The organism is Sphingomonas gilva, from assembly GCF_003515075.1.
Taxonomy (GTDB): domain Bacteria; phylum Pseudomonadota; class Alphaproteobacteria; order Sphingomonadales; family Sphingomonadaceae; genus Sphingomonas; species Sphingomonas gilva.
The window spans coordinates 79,143-95,228 of sequence record NZ_QWLV01000006.1; the positions used below are offsets into that span (position 1 = coordinate 79,143).

The 16,086-nt window shown below is 69.6% G+C and carries 18 protein-coding genes and 1 tRNA gene; 6 read left to right on the forward strand and 13 right to left on the reverse strand.

Going from position 1 to position 16,086, the window contains the following annotated elements:
- Position 1 precedes the first annotated feature (1 nt).
- From pyrF to D1610_RS12670, 10 genes are all read right to left on the reverse strand, one after another.
- On the reverse strand, positions 2-676 hold the full coding sequence (gene pyrF / locus D1610_RS12630; RefSeq protein WP_118864558.1) for an orotidine-5'-phosphate decarboxylase: 675 nt from the start codon (positions 674-676) through the stop codon (positions 2-4).
- Complete coding sequence (locus D1610_RS12635; RefSeq protein WP_118864669.1) at positions 673-999, reverse strand: LapA family protein; 327 nt, start codon at positions 997-999, stop codon at positions 673-675. The genes pyrF and D1610_RS12635 overlap by 4 nt, the downstream gene beginning before the upstream one ends.
- A 62-nt stretch (positions 1,000-1,061) precedes the next feature.
- Entirely contained in the window at positions 1,062-3,323 is a 2,262-nt protein-coding gene (locus D1610_RS12640) for a patatin-like protein (RefSeq protein ID WP_118864559.1), read from the reverse strand.
- Positions 3,324-4,022 carry an endonuclease/exonuclease/phosphatase family protein gene (locus D1610_RS12645; protein WP_118864560.1) on the reverse strand — a complete coding sequence of 233 codons (699 nt, stop codon included), beginning with the start codon at positions 4,020-4,022 and terminating at the stop codon, positions 3,324-3,326.
- A gap of 47 nt (positions 4,023-4,069) precedes the next feature.
- Positions 4,070-4,240: a hypothetical protein gene (locus D1610_RS17130; RefSeq protein ID WP_182466822.1), complete on the reverse strand. Its 171-nt coding sequence runs from the start codon at positions 4,238-4,240 to the stop codon at positions 4,070-4,072.
- A gap of 57 nt (positions 4,241-4,297) precedes the next feature.
- A tRNA-Thr gene (locus tag D1610_RS12650) sits at positions 4,298-4,373 on the reverse strand.
- Between the two features lie 19 nt (positions 4,374-4,392).
- Positions 4,393-5,322, reverse strand: a complete 930-nt coding sequence (locus D1610_RS12655; protein ID WP_245942217.1) for a hypothetical protein — start codon at positions 5,320-5,322, stop codon at positions 4,393-4,395.
- Positions 5,237-5,578 (reverse strand): MmcQ/YjbR family DNA-binding protein, encoded by a 342-nt coding sequence (locus tag D1610_RS12660; RefSeq protein ID WP_118864561.1) that lies wholly within the window; start codon positions 5,576-5,578, stop codon positions 5,237-5,239. Before D1610_RS12660 ends, D1610_RS12655 begins: the two co-directional genes overlap by 86 nt.
- Positions 5,579-5,586: 8 nt before the next feature.
- Positions 5,587-6,858 carry a mechanosensitive ion channel gene (locus D1610_RS12665; RefSeq protein ID WP_118864562.1) on the reverse strand — a complete coding sequence of 424 codons (1,272 nt, stop codon included), beginning with the start codon at positions 6,856-6,858 and terminating at the stop codon, positions 5,587-5,589.
- Between the two features lie 163 nt (positions 6,859-7,021).
- The gene (locus D1610_RS12670) at positions 7,022-8,323 is read right to left on the reverse strand and encodes a replication-associated recombination protein A (protein WP_118864563.1); all 1,302 of its coding nucleotides are present in this window, start codon (positions 8,321-8,323) and stop codon (positions 7,022-7,024) included.
- A gap of 115 nt (positions 8,324-8,438) precedes the next feature.
- On the opposite strand from D1610_RS12670, the gene D1610_RS12675 reads away from it, so the two are divergent.
- Together D1610_RS12675 and D1610_RS12680 are read left to right on the forward strand one after the other, a co-directional pair.
- Positions 8,439-8,990, forward strand: a complete 552-nt coding sequence (locus D1610_RS12675; RefSeq protein ID WP_118864564.1) for a PadR family transcriptional regulator — start codon at positions 8,439-8,441, stop codon at positions 8,988-8,990.
- Positions 8,987-9,271: a DUF2218 domain-containing protein gene (locus tag D1610_RS12680; protein WP_118864565.1), complete on the forward strand. Its 285-nt coding sequence runs from the start codon at positions 8,987-8,989 to the stop codon at positions 9,269-9,271. Before D1610_RS12675 ends, D1610_RS12680 begins: the two co-directional genes overlap by 4 nt.
- An 80-nt stretch (positions 9,272-9,351) precedes the next feature.
- Here D1610_RS12680 and D1610_RS12685 read toward each other — a convergent pair whose 3' ends face one another.
- Positions 9,352-10,533, reverse strand: coding sequence for a glycosyltransferase family 4 protein (locus D1610_RS12685; RefSeq protein ID WP_118864566.1), 1,182 nt, complete (start codon positions 10,531-10,533; stop codon positions 9,352-9,354).
- A 77-nt stretch (positions 10,534-10,610) separates the two neighbouring features.
- Here D1610_RS12685 and D1610_RS12690 point away from each other — a divergent pair, with 77 nt between their 5' ends.
- Complete coding sequence (locus D1610_RS12690; protein WP_118864567.1) at positions 10,611-10,829, forward strand: hypervirulence associated TUDOR domain-containing protein; 219 nt, start codon at positions 10,611-10,613, stop codon at positions 10,827-10,829.
- Between the two features lie 390 nt (positions 10,830-11,219).
- On the opposite strand, the gene aroB is transcribed toward D1610_RS12690, so the two are convergent.
- Complete coding sequence (gene aroB / locus D1610_RS12695; RefSeq protein ID WP_118864568.1) at positions 11,220-12,317, reverse strand: 3-dehydroquinate synthase; 1,098 nt, start codon at positions 12,315-12,317, stop codon at positions 11,220-11,222.
- A 282-nt stretch (positions 12,318-12,599) separates the two neighbouring features.
- Positions 12,600-13,169 (reverse strand): shikimate kinase, encoded by a 570-nt coding sequence (locus D1610_RS12700; protein WP_118864569.1) that lies wholly within the window; start codon positions 13,167-13,169, stop codon positions 12,600-12,602.
- Positions 13,170-13,244: 75 nt separating this feature from the next.
- Here D1610_RS12700 and D1610_RS17135 point away from each other — a divergent pair, with 75 nt between their 5' ends.
- From D1610_RS17135 to D1610_RS12710, 3 genes are read left to right on the forward strand one after another with little or no spacing between them, the layout of a single operon-like run.
- Positions 13,245-13,382 (forward strand): hypothetical protein, encoded by a 138-nt coding sequence (locus tag D1610_RS17135; RefSeq protein ID WP_182466824.1) that lies wholly within the window; start codon positions 13,245-13,247, stop codon positions 13,380-13,382.
- The gene (locus D1610_RS12705) at positions 13,363-15,174 is read left to right on the forward strand and encodes a hypothetical protein (RefSeq protein ID WP_118864570.1); all 1,812 of its coding nucleotides are present in this window, start codon (positions 13,363-13,365) and stop codon (positions 15,172-15,174) included. The genes D1610_RS17135 and D1610_RS12705 overlap by 20 nt, the downstream gene beginning before the upstream one ends.
- A 2-nt stretch (positions 15,175-15,176) precedes the next feature.
- Positions 15,177-16,082 (forward strand): tyrosine-type recombinase/integrase, encoded by a 906-nt coding sequence (locus D1610_RS12710; RefSeq protein ID WP_118864571.1) that lies wholly within the window; start codon positions 15,177-15,179, stop codon positions 16,080-16,082.
- The last annotated feature ends 4 nt before the right edge of the window (positions 16,083-16,086 follow it).

Sequence of the window (16,086 nt, forward strand, 5' to 3'; positions counted from 1 at the left end):
CCTAAAGCGTCGCCTCGATCGCGCGCGCCGCATGATCGGGATCTTCGGCTTGGGTGATCGGGCGGCCGACGACCAGGATCGACGCGCCCGCGTCGAGCGCCTGGCGGGGCGTGGTCGTGCGCTTCTGATCGGCCAGCTCGCCGTTCGCCGGGCGGACGCCGGGGACGACGAAGAACCCCTTGGGCCAGATCTTCTTGGCGGCGGCGACCTCGTTGCCCGAGCAGACGATTCCGTCGATGCCCGAGGCTTTCGCCAGCTCGGCAAGGCGGATGACCTGATCGTGCGCGCTGCCGGCGACGCCGGTGGCGGCGAGGTCGCTGTCATCGAGGCTGGTGAGCATCGTCACGGCGACGACCTTGGTGCCCTGCGGCGCGGCGGCCTTGGCGTCTTCCAGCATCGCCCGGCCGCCCGAGGCATGGACGGTCAGGATCGCGGGTTCGAGCGGGCGGAGCGCCATGATCGCCTTGGCGACGGTGTTGGGGATGTCGTGGAGCTTCAGATCGAGGAAGATCGGCAGGCCGAGCTCGGCCATCTCGCGCACGCCCGACCGGCCGTTGGCGGCGAAGAATTCGAGGCCCAGCTTGATCCCGCCGACATGGTGGCGGACGCGGGTCGCGATCGCACGCGCCCGTTCGAGATCGGGCGTGTCGAGCGCGACGTAGATCGGCGAGCTCATGCGACGCCCGGCGGCACGGCGGTGGGGACGCCGCTGGGGGCGGGGGCGGGCAGCGGCGTTGGTTCGGCGGAGGGGCCGCGCAGCTCGGCGAGCTGGCGCTCGCTTGCGGTCAGGCGCGACTTCATCCGCCACCGCGAGGCGCGAAGCAGCAGCCAGGTGGGGAGCCAGCCGGCGAGGAAGACGATCGCGAGCAGCGCCGGCAGCATGATCTCCGCCGTCAGCCCGGCCCACAGGCGCACGGGCACGACGGTCCAGTTGTTCACCGCGAACACCACCGCGACGACGGCGAGCAACACCCAGAAGAGCGTGCGCAGGACTTGCATCAAATATTTCTCCATGCGGACGTGACGGCGAGCCTATTCGAGCCCCGTCGCTTTGACCAGACCTAGCCGATCTCCGTGCGCAGCTGCTCGATCAGGCCGGGAATCGCCCTTAGCCGGTCCTGCTCCTCGTCGAGGATGGCGACGAAGGCGGCGTGCTTGGCCGCGGCGACGCGGCCGGGGCCGAGCGTCCGGCCCGGCGGCAGGGTCGAGACGAGGATGTCGATCAGCCGCTCGGCGCCGTGGAGACGACCCCAGAGATAGTCGTTCTCGCGATAGGCGCGGCTGAAGAAGGCGCCGAAGCTGTTGAACTGGATGCCCTTCAACGTCGCCTCCGCGCCGCCCTGGCGGATCGAACCGCAATCGTCGGGCGAGATGCGGTCGACGCGGACGGGATCGAACTCGTCAAGGCCTTCGCCCTGGAGCAGGGGCAGGGTGGCGACGTCGTAGAAAGGGAAGCCGAGATAGGCGAGCAGCAGCGGCCGGCGCGCCTCCTTTGGCAAGGCGGCGAAGGCGGCGGCGAGGCGTTCGTCCGCCTGCGCGTCGAGCGTGGCGAGGCCGAGCGAGGCGGCGAGCGCGTCCATCGCCAGCGACGCATCTTCGGCGACCGAATCGATCTCCTCGGCCAGATGCGCGTGGTGCGTGGTGCGCTTGACCTCCAGATAGGGAGTCAGGCTGTCGTAGATCGCGTCGCGCAGCAGGGTGAGGGCGGGGTGCGTCGCCTCCTGCTCGATCTCGGTCAGGCGGCGCGCGAGCAGGCGCAGCCGGCGGATGCGGAAGGCGATGTCGAACGCGCGCAGCAGCGGCACCGCGTCCGGATCGGCGGCGCGGCTGCCCGCGAGCGTGCGCTCGATCGCGGCGCGCAGCGCGAGATGGCGGGCGTGGGAGGCGTCCCCGCCGATCCGCCGCATCATCGAGGCGAGCGAATCCGCCACCCCGACAAGCTTGAGATTGGCATAGGCGGCGAAGGCGAAGCCCGACTGTTTGGCCGCGGCGCCCTGCGCCTTGGCGCGCCATGCGGCGAGGCGGGCGGGCGTCGGCCAGTCGAGCAGGAAGGTGGTGCCGAACAGCGATTCGACGCGCGCCTCCACCTCGGGCCGGATATCCTCGATCACGCCGCGCATCTGCTCGATGCGCCGGGTGCGCGCTTCGATCGCTTCCAGATTGTCGCGGATCGGCTGCTCGCGAGGGATCTCCGAGATCGCGCCGATGATCGTCGAGAAGAAGCCTGGCACGCCCTGGGTATCGGCGCGCGCGCCGAAGCGGTGGCCGGGGCGCGGATCGATATAGACGAAACGGCGGTCGATCTCGCGCCGCGCAGGGCGTTCGCGCAGGGCGTCGATCGCGGGGCGGAAGGGCGCGTTGGCGAGCACCGAACCGTCGACCAGCACCGCCCCTTCGGCCGCGTTGATCGCGGCATGGCGCGGCAGGATTCGCGAGAGGAAGCTCTCGCGGCCCTCCCATTGCACGCCGCGCTCCTTCAGCACCGCGTCGAGCTCGGCCACGGTGAAGGGCGGAAAGGCGCCGGGAAAGCTGGAGGTCGCGCGCGCGGCATAGGCCAGCTCCGCGTCCTGCGCCAACGCGTCGATCGCAACGCCGCCATCGGTGAAACCGAAGGTCAGCCGGTGCTCGGTCTCGACGATCTCGGGCGGCGAGTTGAGCCGCAGCCGTTCGGGATAGCCGCGGAAGTCAGTGACGGTGACGAACAGGTCGAGCGGCTGGCCGTCGGGCAGCAGGCGGGGGCCGCGCTCGCTCTCGCCCATCGCGGCGAAGGCGTCGAGCAGCATGCCGGTGAACTGCGGCCCACCGAAGGGCGGCTCGAACCAGCGCGAGCGGATGAAATGGGCGAGCTTGCCGCGCACCTCCTCGCGCGTTTCAGGGTCGATGTCTTCCAGCGCCTTTTCGCTGTTGCCCGCGGCCAGCCAGGCGATCGGCATCGCCCACATCTTGGTGAAGCGCGAGCCGGGCGCGGCCTCGGGAGCGATCAGCGCCTCGACATCGGCCATGTCGAGCCAGAGATCGGTCAGCGGCTCCAGGCTGAGGCCCGAAGCGATGGCCTGGGCGAGGAAGACGCCGTTGATCCCGCCCGCGCTCGCCCCGGCGATGATATCGGGCAGCACGCGCAGCCGCATCTCGCCGGCGGTCTCGATCTCCTCGATCAGCGCGCGGTAGACGCCCTGGCTGCCGGTCGCGGGATCCAGGCCGTCATGATAGGCGCGGCTGGCGCGGGCGAGGCGCCATACCTCCTTGGTGATGCCGTGCATGTACACCGCGAGGCTGATGCCGCCATAGCAGACGAGCGCGAGACGGAGCTCCTTTTCGCGCATCTACAGCGTGAGCTTGGCCCAGATGGGCAGGTGATCGGACGCGGTGCGCGCCGCGGCGGAGCTGTGCGTGCCCGAATCGGCGATGGTCATGTCGCGCGAGACGAGGATCCGGTCGAGCCGCGCGATCGGGCGGCGGGCGTGGAAGCTGGGGCCGGTCGCCGCGCAGACCATGTCGCGGCCGAAGTCGCGCAGGCAGCCGCCGCCGGCCGACCATTCGTTGAGATCGCCCATCATCACCGTGGGCAGCTGGCGGGTCGATGCGTGCACGTGCGCGAGAATGGCATGCGCCTGCCGCCGACGCCACAGGCCGGAAAGATCGAGGTGCATGCCGATCACGCGCAGCACCGAACCGCCGACGCGAATATCGGCCATCACCGCGCCGCGCGGCTCCAGCGCCGGCAGGTGGATGATCTCGCAATCGAGCAGCTGCGCCGACTTGCGCACCAGGATGGCGTTGCCGTGCCAGCCAAGGCTCTGCGCGCGCACGCCGAAATCCACCGGCTTCCAGTCGCTATGCTCGTCCATCAGATGATGCGGGATCGCCGCCGCGCGCCGGCCGAAGCGCCGATCGGCCTCCTGCAGCGCGATGACGTCGGCATCGATCTCGCGCAGCACCTCCAGCGTGCGCTCCGGACGGCGGCGGCGATCGGTGCCGATGGCCTTGCGCATATTGTAGCTGGCGACGGTGATCGAAGGCATTGGTGATGTGTAACGAGCCGCCGGGGAAATGGGTGCCTTGTTTTCGTTCAGGCGGCGAGCTCGCGCGCGCGGGCGATCAGGCGCGACGCCTCGTCGATCAGATCGGCGCTGAACTGCCGGTCGCGCGCGCCGACGGCGATCGACAGGCAGTTGCGGGCTTCATTGCGGAGCCGGACGGCGCGGGAGCGGGCGCGTTCGGCCTTGGACGGCTGGTTCACCCTGGCGGAATGAACGAGGCGAAGGACGGTTCCCCCAGTTCGTCGCAAGCGCTGGGGTGGTGCCGGTTGCAGGAATCGAACCCGCGACCTTCGGTTTACAAAACCGCTGCTCTACCAGCTGAGCTAAACCGGCGTCCGCTCGCGCTATTGCGTCAGCTTACGCCGAAGGTCCAGCCCTCGGTTCGCGCGATTTCATCGGTCAGGCCCGGCGGATGCCAAAGCTCGGGTCGCCGGGCGCCGGCGCGGAGCCAGGCCGCAGCGAGGATCGCGTCGGTGGAATGGTCGTCATAGCCAGCAAGGGGGGCGTGAGGACGCGAACCCAGCGCTGCGAGGGCGGCGTCGAGCGCCTCCGGAGTGCGCAGCTTGCTCAGTCCCTTACGCAGGCCGGCGGCGCGCGCGGCGATTGCCGTATAGATTTCTACCACCAGCGCGCCCTTGTCCGGCGGCGGATCGAACGGCCAGACGGGGATGCGGCCGGCAAGATGGTGGAGCAGGCGCATGCCGGCGAAGCTGGCCTTGGCGACCTGCGCCGCGCCGATCGCGTCGTAGACCGTCGAGGGCTTCGCGCCGCCGCCGGACGAGACCTCGCAGGCGCGCCAGTGGAGGAAGTCGCGTTTTGCTCCGTCCGCCGCGCCCAGATAGAAGTGACGGCCGCGCCGGGCTTCGAGGAAGCTTGCCGCGCCGAGATCGACATCGGGACTGTGCGCATCGACATAGGCCCAGAGCGCGCGTGCATCGGTCGTTTCGGTCTCGCCGGGCAGATGGGCGCCGCGTGCGACATAGGGCGCGGAGAAGCTGAAATCGAAGCCGACGAGCAATGGTTCATCGCGGCGGGCGAGCAGCCAGTCGAGGACTGCGGTGCGCGACCAGATGCCGCCCGGCGGCTCGACCAGGCGCGGGGCGTCCTCGCCAAGGTCGCATGCCGCGACGGCGATGCCGCGATGCCGGTGACCTTTCGCGCCGGACCAGTCGATCGCGGCGAAGCGGGTGAAATGGTCAGGGACGCTCGCCGAACCGCTCCCGCTGCGCCTTCTTCGCCACGTCCCACCAGCGGCGCCGGATATAGGTCTGGATGCGATCATCGGCGCCAGTGCCGTAGCGGACGAGGATCGCGGGCCAACCGCGATAATGATCGGTCTCCCAGAAGGTGTCCGGATCGGTTTCGAGCAGCACCTCCTTCTCGGCCTGGGCGACCATCAGGCAGAAGCTGCTCTCCTCGCGGCCGGGCGCGACCAGCGCCTTGCCGTTGAGCTTGGGAACCGGCGAGCCGTAATGGCTCGCCATTTCGGTATCGGGCAGCGACAGGGCGTAGGCGGTGACCGCATTCCAGTCCTTCATTTTCGCCCTCAGATGTCGCCGGGCGGCATGGGCGGCTTCGGCTTGCGCGGCGCGCGCGGCGGTTCGGGCGGTTGCGGACGCGCGCCGCCTTCGGTCCAGCGTTCGAGCAGCTTGTGCGCGGTCGGACGCCCGCCCAGGCCGAAGGCGAGCGCGCAGGCGACCGCCGCCGAGCCGAGGACGAGGCCGAAGGCCAGCGTGACGATCTCATTAGCCAGCCCCATGAAGCGCAGGCCCATGGCGATGGCGAGCGCAAGGATGGCGTAGCGGACGATGGCGGGAGCGAACCCGTCCCCGCCGCTGGTCGAGGCGACGATCCCGGAGAGGATGCGCGCGAGCAACACGCCGACGCCGATGATGATCGCGCCGAACAACACGCGGCCGCCGAGATCGGTGATCTGGATCAGCATCAGCTGCAGCGAGGCGATCTCCAGCACCTCGACCGCGGCGATCGCGGCGAACAGCATGATCGCGGTGAGTATGATCGTGCCGACGATCTTCGCGCCCGATACGCCGGCGGGAACGATGCCCGAGCCTTGCAGCGCGTGATCGAAGCCGAGGCTCGCCAGCAATTGCTCGGCGACCGACTTCGCCCAGCGCCCGACGAAATAGGCGAGCGCGATGACGATGCCGGCGAGCACGAGGCGCGGCAGGAAATAGGCGACGGCGTCGAGGATGCTGACCAGCGGGCCGGACAGTGATTCGAGCTCCAGCGCCTCGAGCGCGGCGGTTGCGACGAGCAGCATGATCGAGACGAACACGATGAGGCCGATCGTCTTCGAGATCGCCGGCGCGCCGGGTGCGGGCGTCCCGGTCACCTCGCCGATGCGGGCGCGGGCGAGCCAGCCGTCGACATTGGCGGCGGCGAGCGCGGCCTCGACGACGCGGCGCAGGATCGTCGCGACGATGAGGCCGATGACGAAGATGAGGCCCGCGCCGAGGATGCGCGGCAGGAAGGCGAACACTTCGGTGGTCAGCGCGCGGACCGGATCGAGCACCTGGCTAAGACCCAGCGGCTGCAGCGCGACGAGCAGGCCGACCAGCCAGACCAGCCAATAAGCGAGCGTGCCGAGCTGCTGGCCGATGGTGTGATCGGGCGAGGTGTTCCAATGGCGCTTGAGCGCCGGGATGCGGTCGACCAGCTTGGCGATGCCCCATTGCACCGCCTTGGCGACGAAATGGGTGAGGACGAGGATGGCGATGGCGGCGAGGATCTTGAGGCCCCAGGACTGGACCGCGACCCAATCGACCTCCCACCGGACATTGTCGCCATAGCCGTACATGCTGGTTCCCCTCTATTCGTGTCTGCCGATGATGACCGAACGGGCGGGCGCGCGAAAGGCTCCGCGTGCGCGTCGCCCCTGCGCAAGCAGGGGCCTCACGGTTCGTGGCACATCCAGCGCCAGTATATGCCGACTGCGGCCCCTGCCTTCGCAGGGGCGACGATCATTTTCTGCGAAGCTCCTCCCACCAGGCCAGCCGCTCCGCCACCCGCTTTTCGAAGCCGCGATCCGTGGGTTGGTAATAGGTTTGCGGGGTCATCTCCTCGGGCCAGTAGTTGGCGCCAGAGAAGCCTTCTTCGGTATCGTGGTCATAGGCGTAGTTCTTGCCGTAGCCGATGTCCTTCATCAGCCTGGTCGGCGCGTTGAGGATGTTCTGCGGCGGCATCAGCGAGCCCGTCTCTCGGGCCGATTTCCACGCGGCTTTCTGCGCCACATAGGCGGCGTTCGATTTGGGCGCGGTGGCAAGGTAGAGGCATGCCTGGGCGATGGCGAGCTCGCCTTCGGGGCTGCCGAGAAAGTCATAGCTGTCCTTCGCGGCGAGGCATTGGACCAGCGCGTTGGGATCGGCGAGGCCGACATCTTCCGACGCGAAGCGGACGAGACGGCGCAGGACGTAGAGCGGCTCCTCGCCTGCGGTGAGCATGCGGGCGAGATAGTAGAGCGCGGCCTGCGCGTCCGATCCGCGCAGCGACTTATGGAGCGCGGAGATGAGGTTGTAATGCCCCTCGCGATCCTTGTCGTACACCGCGACGCGGCGCTGGAGGAAGGCGGACAGGCCGGCGGGATCGAGCGGTTCGGGCAGGTCGACCGACCACAGGGTCTCCGCCTGGTTGAGCAGGAAGCGGCCGTCGCCGTCGGCGCTGGCGATCATCGCCTCGCGCGCCGGCCGGGTAACGGGGAGGGGACGGCCTTCGAGCGCCTCGGCGCGTTCGAGCAGCGCGCCGAGCGCGCGTGCGTCGAGCCGGTGGAGGATCAGCACCTGCGCGCGGCTCAAGAGCGCGGCGTTGAGCTCGAAGCTCGGATTCTCGGTGGTCGCGCCGACCAGGGTGACGGTGCCGTCCTCGACATAGGGCAAGAAGCCGTCCTGCTGGGCGCGGTTGAAGCGGTGGATCTCGTCCACGAACAGCAACGTCCGCTTGCCCATGCGGGCATGCTCGCGCGCCTCAGCGAAGGCTTTCTTGAGATCGGCGACGCCCGAGAACACCGCCGAGATGGCGACGAAGCGCAGGCCCACGGCGTCGGCGAGCAGCCGGGCTATGGTCGTCTTGCCGGTGCCGGGCGGCCCCCACAGGATCATCGAGGATAGACGGCCGGCGGCGACCATCCGCCCGATCGCGCCGTCGGGGCCGGTCAGATGCTCCTGCCCGACCACCTCCTCCAGCGCGCGCGGGCGCAAGCGCTCGGCAAGCGGCGCCGTCTGCGCGACGGCGGCTTCGGCTTCGGCGGGGGCGAACAGGTCTGCCATCGTCGTTCTAGATAAGTTCTCCCGGCGCTTCCGCACAGGGGCTTGTAAGTGCTGCATCAAGATATATCTTAGAGCGATCGGTAACTATTCACGGGATATCATGATGCGATTTGGAATGGGATATGACCGTTGGGCCGGTGGTGGCCGTGGCGGTTTCGGCGCTGGCCATGGCCATCACGGCATGGGGCATGGGCGCGGACGACGGCGGGTGTTCGACGGCGGCGAGCTGCGGCTGGTGCTGCTGAAGCTGATCGCCGACACGCCGCGCCACGGCTACGACCTGATCCGCGAGATCGAGGCGATGACCGGCGGCGCCTATGCGCCCAGTCCGGGCGTGGTCTACCCCACGCTGACCATGCTCGAGGACATGGAGCTGATCGCCGAGGAGCGGTCCGAGGGCGCCAAGAAGATGTTCGCCGCGACCGATGCGGGCAGGACGCACCTGGCCGAGCAGGCCGAGCAGGCCGAGGCGCTGATCGCGCGGCTCACCGATATCGGCCGGCACAGCGCCAGGACCGATGGCGGGCCGGTGCGGCGCGCGATGGGCAATCTGCGCACCGTGCTGCAGAACCGGCTGGGCCAAGGCGATGTCGATGCCGATCTGCTGCATCAGGCCTCCGCGATCATCGACGAGGCGGCGCAGAAGATCGAGAGGCTGAAGGCATGAGCCGTTCCTCTGCCGAGGTGCCGACCGCGAACGCCAGCCGCTATCTGCAGCAGCTGTGCAAGCATTGGTCGCACAAGATGCATGTCGAGTTCGACGCCGAGAAGGGGCGCATCGCCTTTCCCAACGGCACGATTGCCGAGCTGGCGGCGCGTGAAGACGCGTTGGCGGTGACGCTGGACGTGCCCGACGGGGAGGACGCGGGGCGGATGCGGCGCGTCGTAGCCGAGCATCTCGACCGCTTCGCCTTCAGAGAGGCGCCGCTGGCGTTCGACTGGAAATGATCCTTCAAGCCGGTTCGGGCTGAGCTTGTCGAGGCCCTGTCCTGCTGGGGGCCGCAAGGGAGGACCGCCCTTCGACAAGCTCAGGACGAACGGGGAGGGTTTCGCGCGTCGGTCATCGACCGCCGCGCGATGACCTCCAGATAGGTGTCGACGACCTTCTGGTTGATCGCGTCCCAGCCATAGGCCTTCGCCGCGTCGTACCCGGCTTGTCCGGCGGCGCGGCGGGCGGCGTCGTCGGTCGCGTAATGCGCCAGGGCGTCGGCATAGGCGGCGATGTCGCGCGGGGGGACGAGCCGGCCGGTGACGCCGTCCTCGACCAGGCTGGCGCTGCCGGTCGCATCGGCGGCGACGACCGGGACGGCGCAGGCCATCGCCTCCAGCGTGACGTTGCCGAAGGTCTCGGTGACGCTCGGGTTGAGGAAGATGTCCATCGAGGCGACCGCGCGGCCGAGATCGGCGCCGCGCTGGAAGCCGGCGAACACCGCTTCGGGCACCTGGGCGGCGAAGGTCTCGCGCGCCGGACCGTCGCCGATCACGAGGACGCGGTGCGGCACGCCGCGCGCGGCAAGCGCCTGCATCGCCTCCCCGAACACGTCGAGGCCCTTTTCGAGCACCAGCCGGCCGAGAAAGCCGATCGCCACCTCGTCGTCGCCGATGCCGAGCGAACGGCGCCATTCGAGGCTGCGCGCCGCGGGATTGAAGATGTGGTGATCGACCCCGCGCGACCAGATGCCGATATGCGGGTTCATCCCCTGTTCGGCGAGCAGGTCCGCCATCGAGCGCGACGGCGCGACGATCGCGTCGCAGCGATTGTAGAAGCGCTTCAACCCCTTTTCGACCAGCGGCTCCATGAAGCCGAGATTGTAATAGCGGGGATAGGTCTCGAAGCGCGTGTGGACCGACGCCACCACCGGCAGATGGTGGCGCCGCGCATAGGTGACGGCGCGGTGGCCGAGCAGCTCCGGCGCGGAGACATGGACCATGTTCGGCGCGAATTTCCTGAGATCGGCGCGGACCTTGGCGGGCAGCCCCATCGCGAAGCGGTACTCGCCGCGGCCGAACGGCATCGGCACCGCGGGAACGTCGACCAGATCCCCGGTCGCGGGGAAGGCGGGATGCTCCACCGTCGGCGAATAGATGCGCACCGCCGCGCCCTGGGCCAGCAGATAGGCGACCAGCCGGTTGAGCGCCTGGTTCGCGCCGTCGCGGGTATAGTTGTAGTTGCCGCTGAACAGCGCGATGCGCAGATCGGTCACCTTCATCGTCGCGCCCTTAGCTGGCGGCGAGGCGGAACGAAAGCGACGGATGCGCGGTTGGCGCGGGCGAGGAGGATGCCGCGATGTCCAACAGCTTTCGCAAGGGCCAGGCGGTCAGCTGGCAATGGGCCGGCTCCCGGGCGCACGGCAAGGTGGCGGAGCGCTTCGAGCGGCGCGTGCAGCGGACACTGGGCGGCAGCAGGATCGTGCGCAACGGATCGAAGGACGATCCGGCCTATCTGGTCGAGCAGGAGGACGGCGCCAGGGCGCTGAAGCTGGGCAGCGAGCTTCGTGGGGACTGAAGGATATGCAACCGACCGGTTGAATGGGAAACGACCGGTTTGTGCGATTTTCCGGCGAACATGCTTGAGCGAACTTCAGCATGTTCAGTGTCCGGCGCGGTTTTTCACGCCGCTGAAATTCAGCTCAGTATCGTGCCGAATCATTCGCGGCCGTGATGATGTGGAGCGTGACATTCCACGACGATAACCTATCTGGATCATGTAGGACAGGGGAAATTTCGTTGGCCGTGCCCAATTCTCCTTGTCACCCGGGACCTGTTCCGGGGGCCATCGTTCCGCGCATAACGCTGATGGCGTGTGGGGAGACATGGACCCCGGAACAGGTCCGGGTGACGGAGCAAGGCGATCGGGCGGAGCACCAAACCGCCTGCCGCTTCGGCTTTTGGGTGTCTAGCGATCCAAAAACGCCGCCACGTCCGCCAGCGCGACCGAGCGATCGAGATAGGTCTCGCCGATGCCGGTGGCGAGCAGGAAGGGGAGCGTGCCGGCGTCCATCTTCTTGTCGTGCGCCATGTGCGCGACAAGGGTCTTGCCCGAGGCGTCGATGCCGCAGGCGGCGAGGCCGTCCGGCAGGCCGACCGAGCGCAGATGCGCGGCGACGCGGGCGGCGTCCTCCGGCGGGCAATGCCCTCGCGCCGCCGAGAAGCCGAAGGCGAGCGCCATGCCCGCGGCGACCGCCTCGCCGTGGAGCAGCCTGTCCGAAAAGCCCGTCTCCGCCTCCAGCGCGTGGGCGAAGGTGTGGCCAAGGTTGAGCAGCGCGCGGACGTCCTTCGTCTCGCGTTCGTCGGCGGCGACGATGCGCGCCTTGGCGGCGACGCTGTGGGCGATGGCGTGCGCGCGCGCGGTGGGATCGCCGGCGAGCAGCGCCGCGCCGTTCGCCTCGCACCAGGCGAAGAAGGCGGGATCGTCGATCAGGCCGTATTTGACCACCTCGGCATAGCCCGCGGCGACCTGGCGACCGGGCAGGGTGTCGAGCGTCGCGGGGTCGATCAGCACGAGGCTCGGCTGATGGAAGGCGCCGATCAGGTTCTTGCCGGCGCGGCTGTTGATCGCGGTCTTGCCGCCGACCGACGAATCGACCTGGGCGAGCAATGTGGTGGGGATCTGGACGAACCTGCAGCCGCGCTTGAGGATCGCCGCCGCGAAGCCGACGAGATCGCCGATCACCCCGCCGCCCAGCGCGACGACATGGTCGCCGCGTTCGACGCCGAGATCGAGCAGGCGGTCGGTGAGCGATTCGAGCGTCGCCCAGCTCTTGCTGCCCTCGCCGGGCGTCAGGACGATCGCCTCGCTGTCGATGCCCGCGGTGGAGAGCGACCCCTGGAGCGTGGCGAGATGGCCGGCGAGGTTCTCGTCGGTGACGACCACCATCCGCCGCCCGCGCGACAGCGACGCGAGGATGGTCCCCGCGCGGGAGAGGAGGTCGTCTTCGATGACGACGTCGTAGCTGCGGTCGCCGAGCGCGACGGGGATGGTCTGGCTGGTCATGGCGAGCCCCCGCTAGCGGGATGTTCGGGGAAATGCATCCCCGGCGGCGCGTTCGATGGAGGGGAGCCATTGAACGGTCGTGTTGCCACGGCATGACGCGCCCGTGGCGGCCCGGCTAAATCCTCCCCCAGCTTGTCTGGGGGAGGGGGACCAGCCGCAGGCTGGTGGAGGGGGAAGCGCCGCGAGCGAATCCCTTGTGGCATTCCCCCTCCACCGCTCTTCGAGCGGTCCCCCTCCCCCGCTTCGCGAGGGAGGATTTTAGGTCCGCGGGGGCCGCGGCGGTTACTTGGTTGAACCGTTCGCCCCTAGCGCCGCGATGATCGCGTCCACCGTCGCTTCATGGGGGCCGCGGCCGCTGCGGATGTGGATGGGGGCGAGAGCGTAGAGCGGGTTGCGGACGGCGGCGAGCTCGCCGAGCTTGGCGAGGGGGTCGTTGCCCTTCAACAGCGGGCGGGTGTCGCGGCGCTGGACGCGATCGGCGAGGATGTCGACATCGGCGTCGAGCCAGACGGCGATGGCCGATTCGAGGATCCTGGCGCGGGTCGGCTCCTGGATGAACGCGCCGCCGCCGGTGGCGATCACCTTGGGCTCGCCGTCGAGCAGCCGGGCGATGACGCGGCGCTCCCCGTCGCGGAAATAGGCCTCGCCATAGCGCTCGAAGATCTCGCTGACGGTCATGTCGGCGGCGACCTCTATCTCGTGATCGGCATCGGCGAAGGGCAGGTCGAGACGCGCGGCGAGCCGGCGCCCCACGGTCGACTTGCCCACGCCCATCAGCCCGACGAGCACGATCGGGCGCGTGGGGCGGACGGCGTTCGACTGGTCTGGCGCGGCAGGAGGACTTTGCAGCATGGCGGCGGGGGCTATACAGCGGGCGCGCGGCTCGGGCAAAAGGCCGGTCCGCACAAAATCTGTCGGGAAATTTCGATGTCGCGTTCGCTTGTTATCCTCATCCTGATCATCGTCGTGGTCGTAGGCGCGCTGTTCTGGCTCGCCGGGCGCGACGCCGAAACGGCACAGACGCGCGTCGAAAAGGTGGTGCCGCTTGAAAATCTCAGCCGCTAAGGCGTCGATCCTCGCCATCGCGGTGACGCTCGGCGCGGCGGCGCTCGGCGTGCCGGCGATCGGCCAGAATCGCGATCAGGACGCGCCCGAATCGCTGCTGCCGGAGGGCTTCGGCGATCCGGTCGAGCAGACGCCGACACCGACCCCGCAGCCCGTGCCGGGCCAGCCGACGCCGCTGCTGCCGCCGACGACCGGCGCGCCGCTTCCCGCACCCGACGAGGAGGAAGAGGAGGAGCAGAGCGAGGAGGAGGCGGCCGCGGCGGCGCAGGCGCTGGCCGAGGCGTTGCGCAAGGCGGAGCTGCCCGCATCCTCGCGGCGATCGACCGCGCGCGTCGGCGTGGTCGGCCCGGACGGGCAGGGCATCGAGGCCGACGCCTATGGCCGGACGCGGGGCGCTTTCCTCTCCGCATTGATGCGGCGGATCGACGCGCCGATCGCCTCGCGCTGGCTGTCGATCGCGCTGAGGCGCGCCCTGATGTCGCGGACCGACACGCCCTCCGGTGTCAACGGCGCGGATTTCGCCGCCGAGCGCGCCTGGCTGCTGCTGCGCATGGGCGAGGCGAAGCCCGCCCAGGCGATCGTCCAGGCGGTCGATACCGATCGATATACCCCCAAGCTGTTCCAGGTCGCGATGCAGGCGGCGCTGGCCAAGGGCGACCCGGCGGCGCTGTGCCCGCTGGCCGATCCGGCGAGCGAGGTGAGCGAGGAGCCGTCCTGGCTGCTCGCCAAGGCGATGTGCGCGGGGCTGACCAGCGATCCGGGAACCGCCGGCCAGTTCATCGACCAGGCGCGGCGGCAGCGGCTGGCGACGGGGATCGACCTGCTGCTCGCCGAGAAGGTCACCGGCGCCGGCGCCAACGGCCGGCGCGCCGTCACCATCGAGTGGGACGATGTCGATCAGCTGACCGCCTGGCGCTACGGCCTGGCGACCGCGACCAATGTGGCGATCCCCGCCGCCTTGTTCGAGACGGTCGGCCGGCATGTCCAGGCCTGGCGCGCGCAGGCGCCGATGCTCGATGCGGCGGCGCGCGTGCCCGTCGCGGCGGCGGCGGCGGTGATGGGCGTGCTGAGCAACATCGCCTATGTCGACCTGGTCGCGGCGGCCGAGCAATCGGAGGATGTGACGCCGGAGGAAAGCGCGCTGGCGAGCGATCTGCGCGACGCCTATGTCGGCAGCGCCGAGGACCGCATGACGGCGCTCAGGGCCTTGTGGAACGGCGTCGAGACGCCCGAGGCGCGCCATGCCCGATCGATCCTGACCGCGCGGGCGGCGGCGCGGATTCCGGCAAGCGAGACCTATTCCGCCGACGCCAGCGCGCTGATCGCGGCGATGCTGAGCGCGGGGCTCGACATCCAGGCGATGGACTGGGCCGAGTTCGTGGCCTCGGACAGCGACGGCTGGGCGATGCTCGCGGTCGCCGATCCCGATGCCGAGGGGCAGGTCGGCTACGGCGATTTCGACAATTATGCCGACAATGATCCGCGCAAGGGGGCGCTGCTGCTCGCCGGTCTGACCGGGCTGGGGCGGTTCGATTTCGACGATGCGGGCCGCGCATCGGCCGCGTTGCAGGCGGGGCTCGGCGCGCAGAACAGCTGGACGCGCGAGATCATGGCGGCGGCCGAGCGCGGGGAGCAGGGCACGGTGCTGGTGCTGGCCGCGGTGGGGATGCAGACGCGCGACTGGCGCGGCGTTTCGCCGCTCGCGCTGTTCCACATCGTCTCCGCATTGCGCCGCGTCGGGCTGGAGGGCGAGGCGCGGATGATCGCCGCCGAGGCGATCGCGCGGGGCTGATCGTGGGTGCGGACCGCGACCTGATCGAGCGGTTCCTCGAGATGCTGAGCGCCGAAAGCGGAGCGGCGAAGAACACCATCGCCGCCTATCGCAGCGACCTGATGCTGGCGTCGGAGGCGCTGGGCGGGCGGTTGGGCGAGGCGGATGCGGCGGACATCGCGCGGCTGGCGGATGGCTGGGGCGAACTGGCGCGGTCGACCGTCGCGCGCAAGGCTGCGGCGCTGAGGCGCTTCTTCGGCTTCCTCGATGAGGAGGGGCTGCGCGGCGACGACCCTTCCGCCGCCTTGCCCCGGCCCGGTGCGCGGCGGGGCTTGCCCAAGGTGTTGGGACATGGCGATGTCGACGCGCTGTTCGCGGCGATCGCGGCGCGGATGGCGCGCGTGCCGGCCGATCCTCTCGATCTGCGGCTCTCCGCGCTGGTCGAGTTGCTCTACGGATCGGGGCTGCGGGCGAGCGAGCTGGTCGGCCTGCCGCGGGGCGGCATCGCGCCCGACCGGCCGTTCCTGATCCTCAAGGGCAAGGGCGGGCGCGAGCGGATGGCGCCGATCTCCGATCGCGCGCGCGCCGCCGTCGCCGAATGGCGGGCGCATGTGCCGAGGGACAGCGCCTGGCTGTTTCCATCGGGCAAGTCGCATTTGTCGCGCGTGCGGCTGTATCAGATGCTCAAGGGGCTGGCGGCGGAGGCGGGGATTCCGCCGGAGCGCGTCAGCCCGCATGTGCTGCGCCACGCCTTCGCCACGCATCTGCTGGAGGGCGGGGCCGATCTGCGCGCGCTGCAATCGATGCTGGGCCACGCCGATATCGCCACCACCGAGATCTATACGCACGTCGATTCGAAGCGGCTCGTCGAGCTTGTGAACGCCAGGCATCCGCTGGCCGACATTGACGCGCCGCCGCGCCAACCTTAACCGC

Excerpts from the sequence above, each read along its gene's own strand:
- pyrF (WP_118864558.1), bottom strand. The coding sequence starts at position 676 with ATGAGCTCGCCGATCTACGTCGCGCTCGACACGCCCGATCTCGAACGG.
- D1610_RS12635 (WP_118864669.1), bottom strand. The coding sequence starts at position 999 with ATGCAAGTCCTGCGCACGCTCTTCTGGGTGTTGCTCGCCGTCGTCGCG.
- D1610_RS12640 (WP_118864559.1), bottom strand. The coding sequence starts at position 3,323 with ATGCGCGAAAAGGAGCTCCGTCTCGCGCTCGTCTGCTATGGCGGCATC.
- D1610_RS12645 (WP_118864560.1), bottom strand. The coding sequence starts at position 4,022 with ATGCCTTCGATCACCGTCGCCAGCTACAATATGCGCAAGGCCATCGGC.
- D1610_RS12655 (WP_245942217.1), bottom strand. The coding sequence starts at position 5,322 with ATGATCGCATCCAGACCTATATCCGGCGCCGCTGGTGGGACGTGGCGA.
- D1610_RS12660 (WP_118864561.1), bottom strand. The coding sequence starts at position 5,578 with ATGAAGGACTGGAATGCGGTCACCGCCTACGCCCTGTCGCTGCCCGAT.
- D1610_RS12665 (WP_118864562.1), bottom strand. The coding sequence starts at position 6,858 with ATGTACGGCTATGGCGACAATGTCCGGTGGGAGGTCGATTGGGTCGCG.
- D1610_RS12670 (WP_118864563.1), bottom strand. The coding sequence starts at position 8,323 with ATGGCAGACCTGTTCGCCCCCGCCGAAGCCGAAGCCGCCGTCGCGCAG.
- D1610_RS12675 (WP_118864564.1), top strand. The coding sequence starts at position 8,439 with ATGGGATATGACCGTTGGGCCGGTGGTGGCCGTGGCGGTTTCGGCGCT.
- D1610_RS12680 (WP_118864565.1), top strand. The coding sequence starts at position 8,987 with ATGAGCCGTTCCTCTGCCGAGGTGCCGACCGCGAACGCCAGCCGCTAT.
- D1610_RS12685 (WP_118864566.1), bottom strand. The coding sequence starts at position 10,533 with ATGAAGGTGACCGATCTGCGCATCGCGCTGTTCAGCGGCAACTACAAC.
- D1610_RS12690 (WP_118864567.1), top strand. The coding sequence starts at position 10,611 with ATGTCCAACAGCTTTCGCAAGGGCCAGGCGGTCAGCTGGCAATGGGCC.
- aroB (WP_118864568.1), bottom strand. The coding sequence starts at position 12,317 with ATGACCAGCCAGACCATCCCCGTCGCGCTCGGCGACCGCAGCTACGAC.
- D1610_RS12700 (WP_118864569.1), bottom strand. The coding sequence starts at position 13,169 with ATGCTGCAAAGTCCTCCTGCCGCGCCAGACCAGTCGAACGCCGTCCGC.
- D1610_RS17135 (WP_182466824.1), top strand. The coding sequence starts at position 13,245 with ATGTCGCGTTCGCTTGTTATCCTCATCCTGATCATCGTCGTGGTCGTA.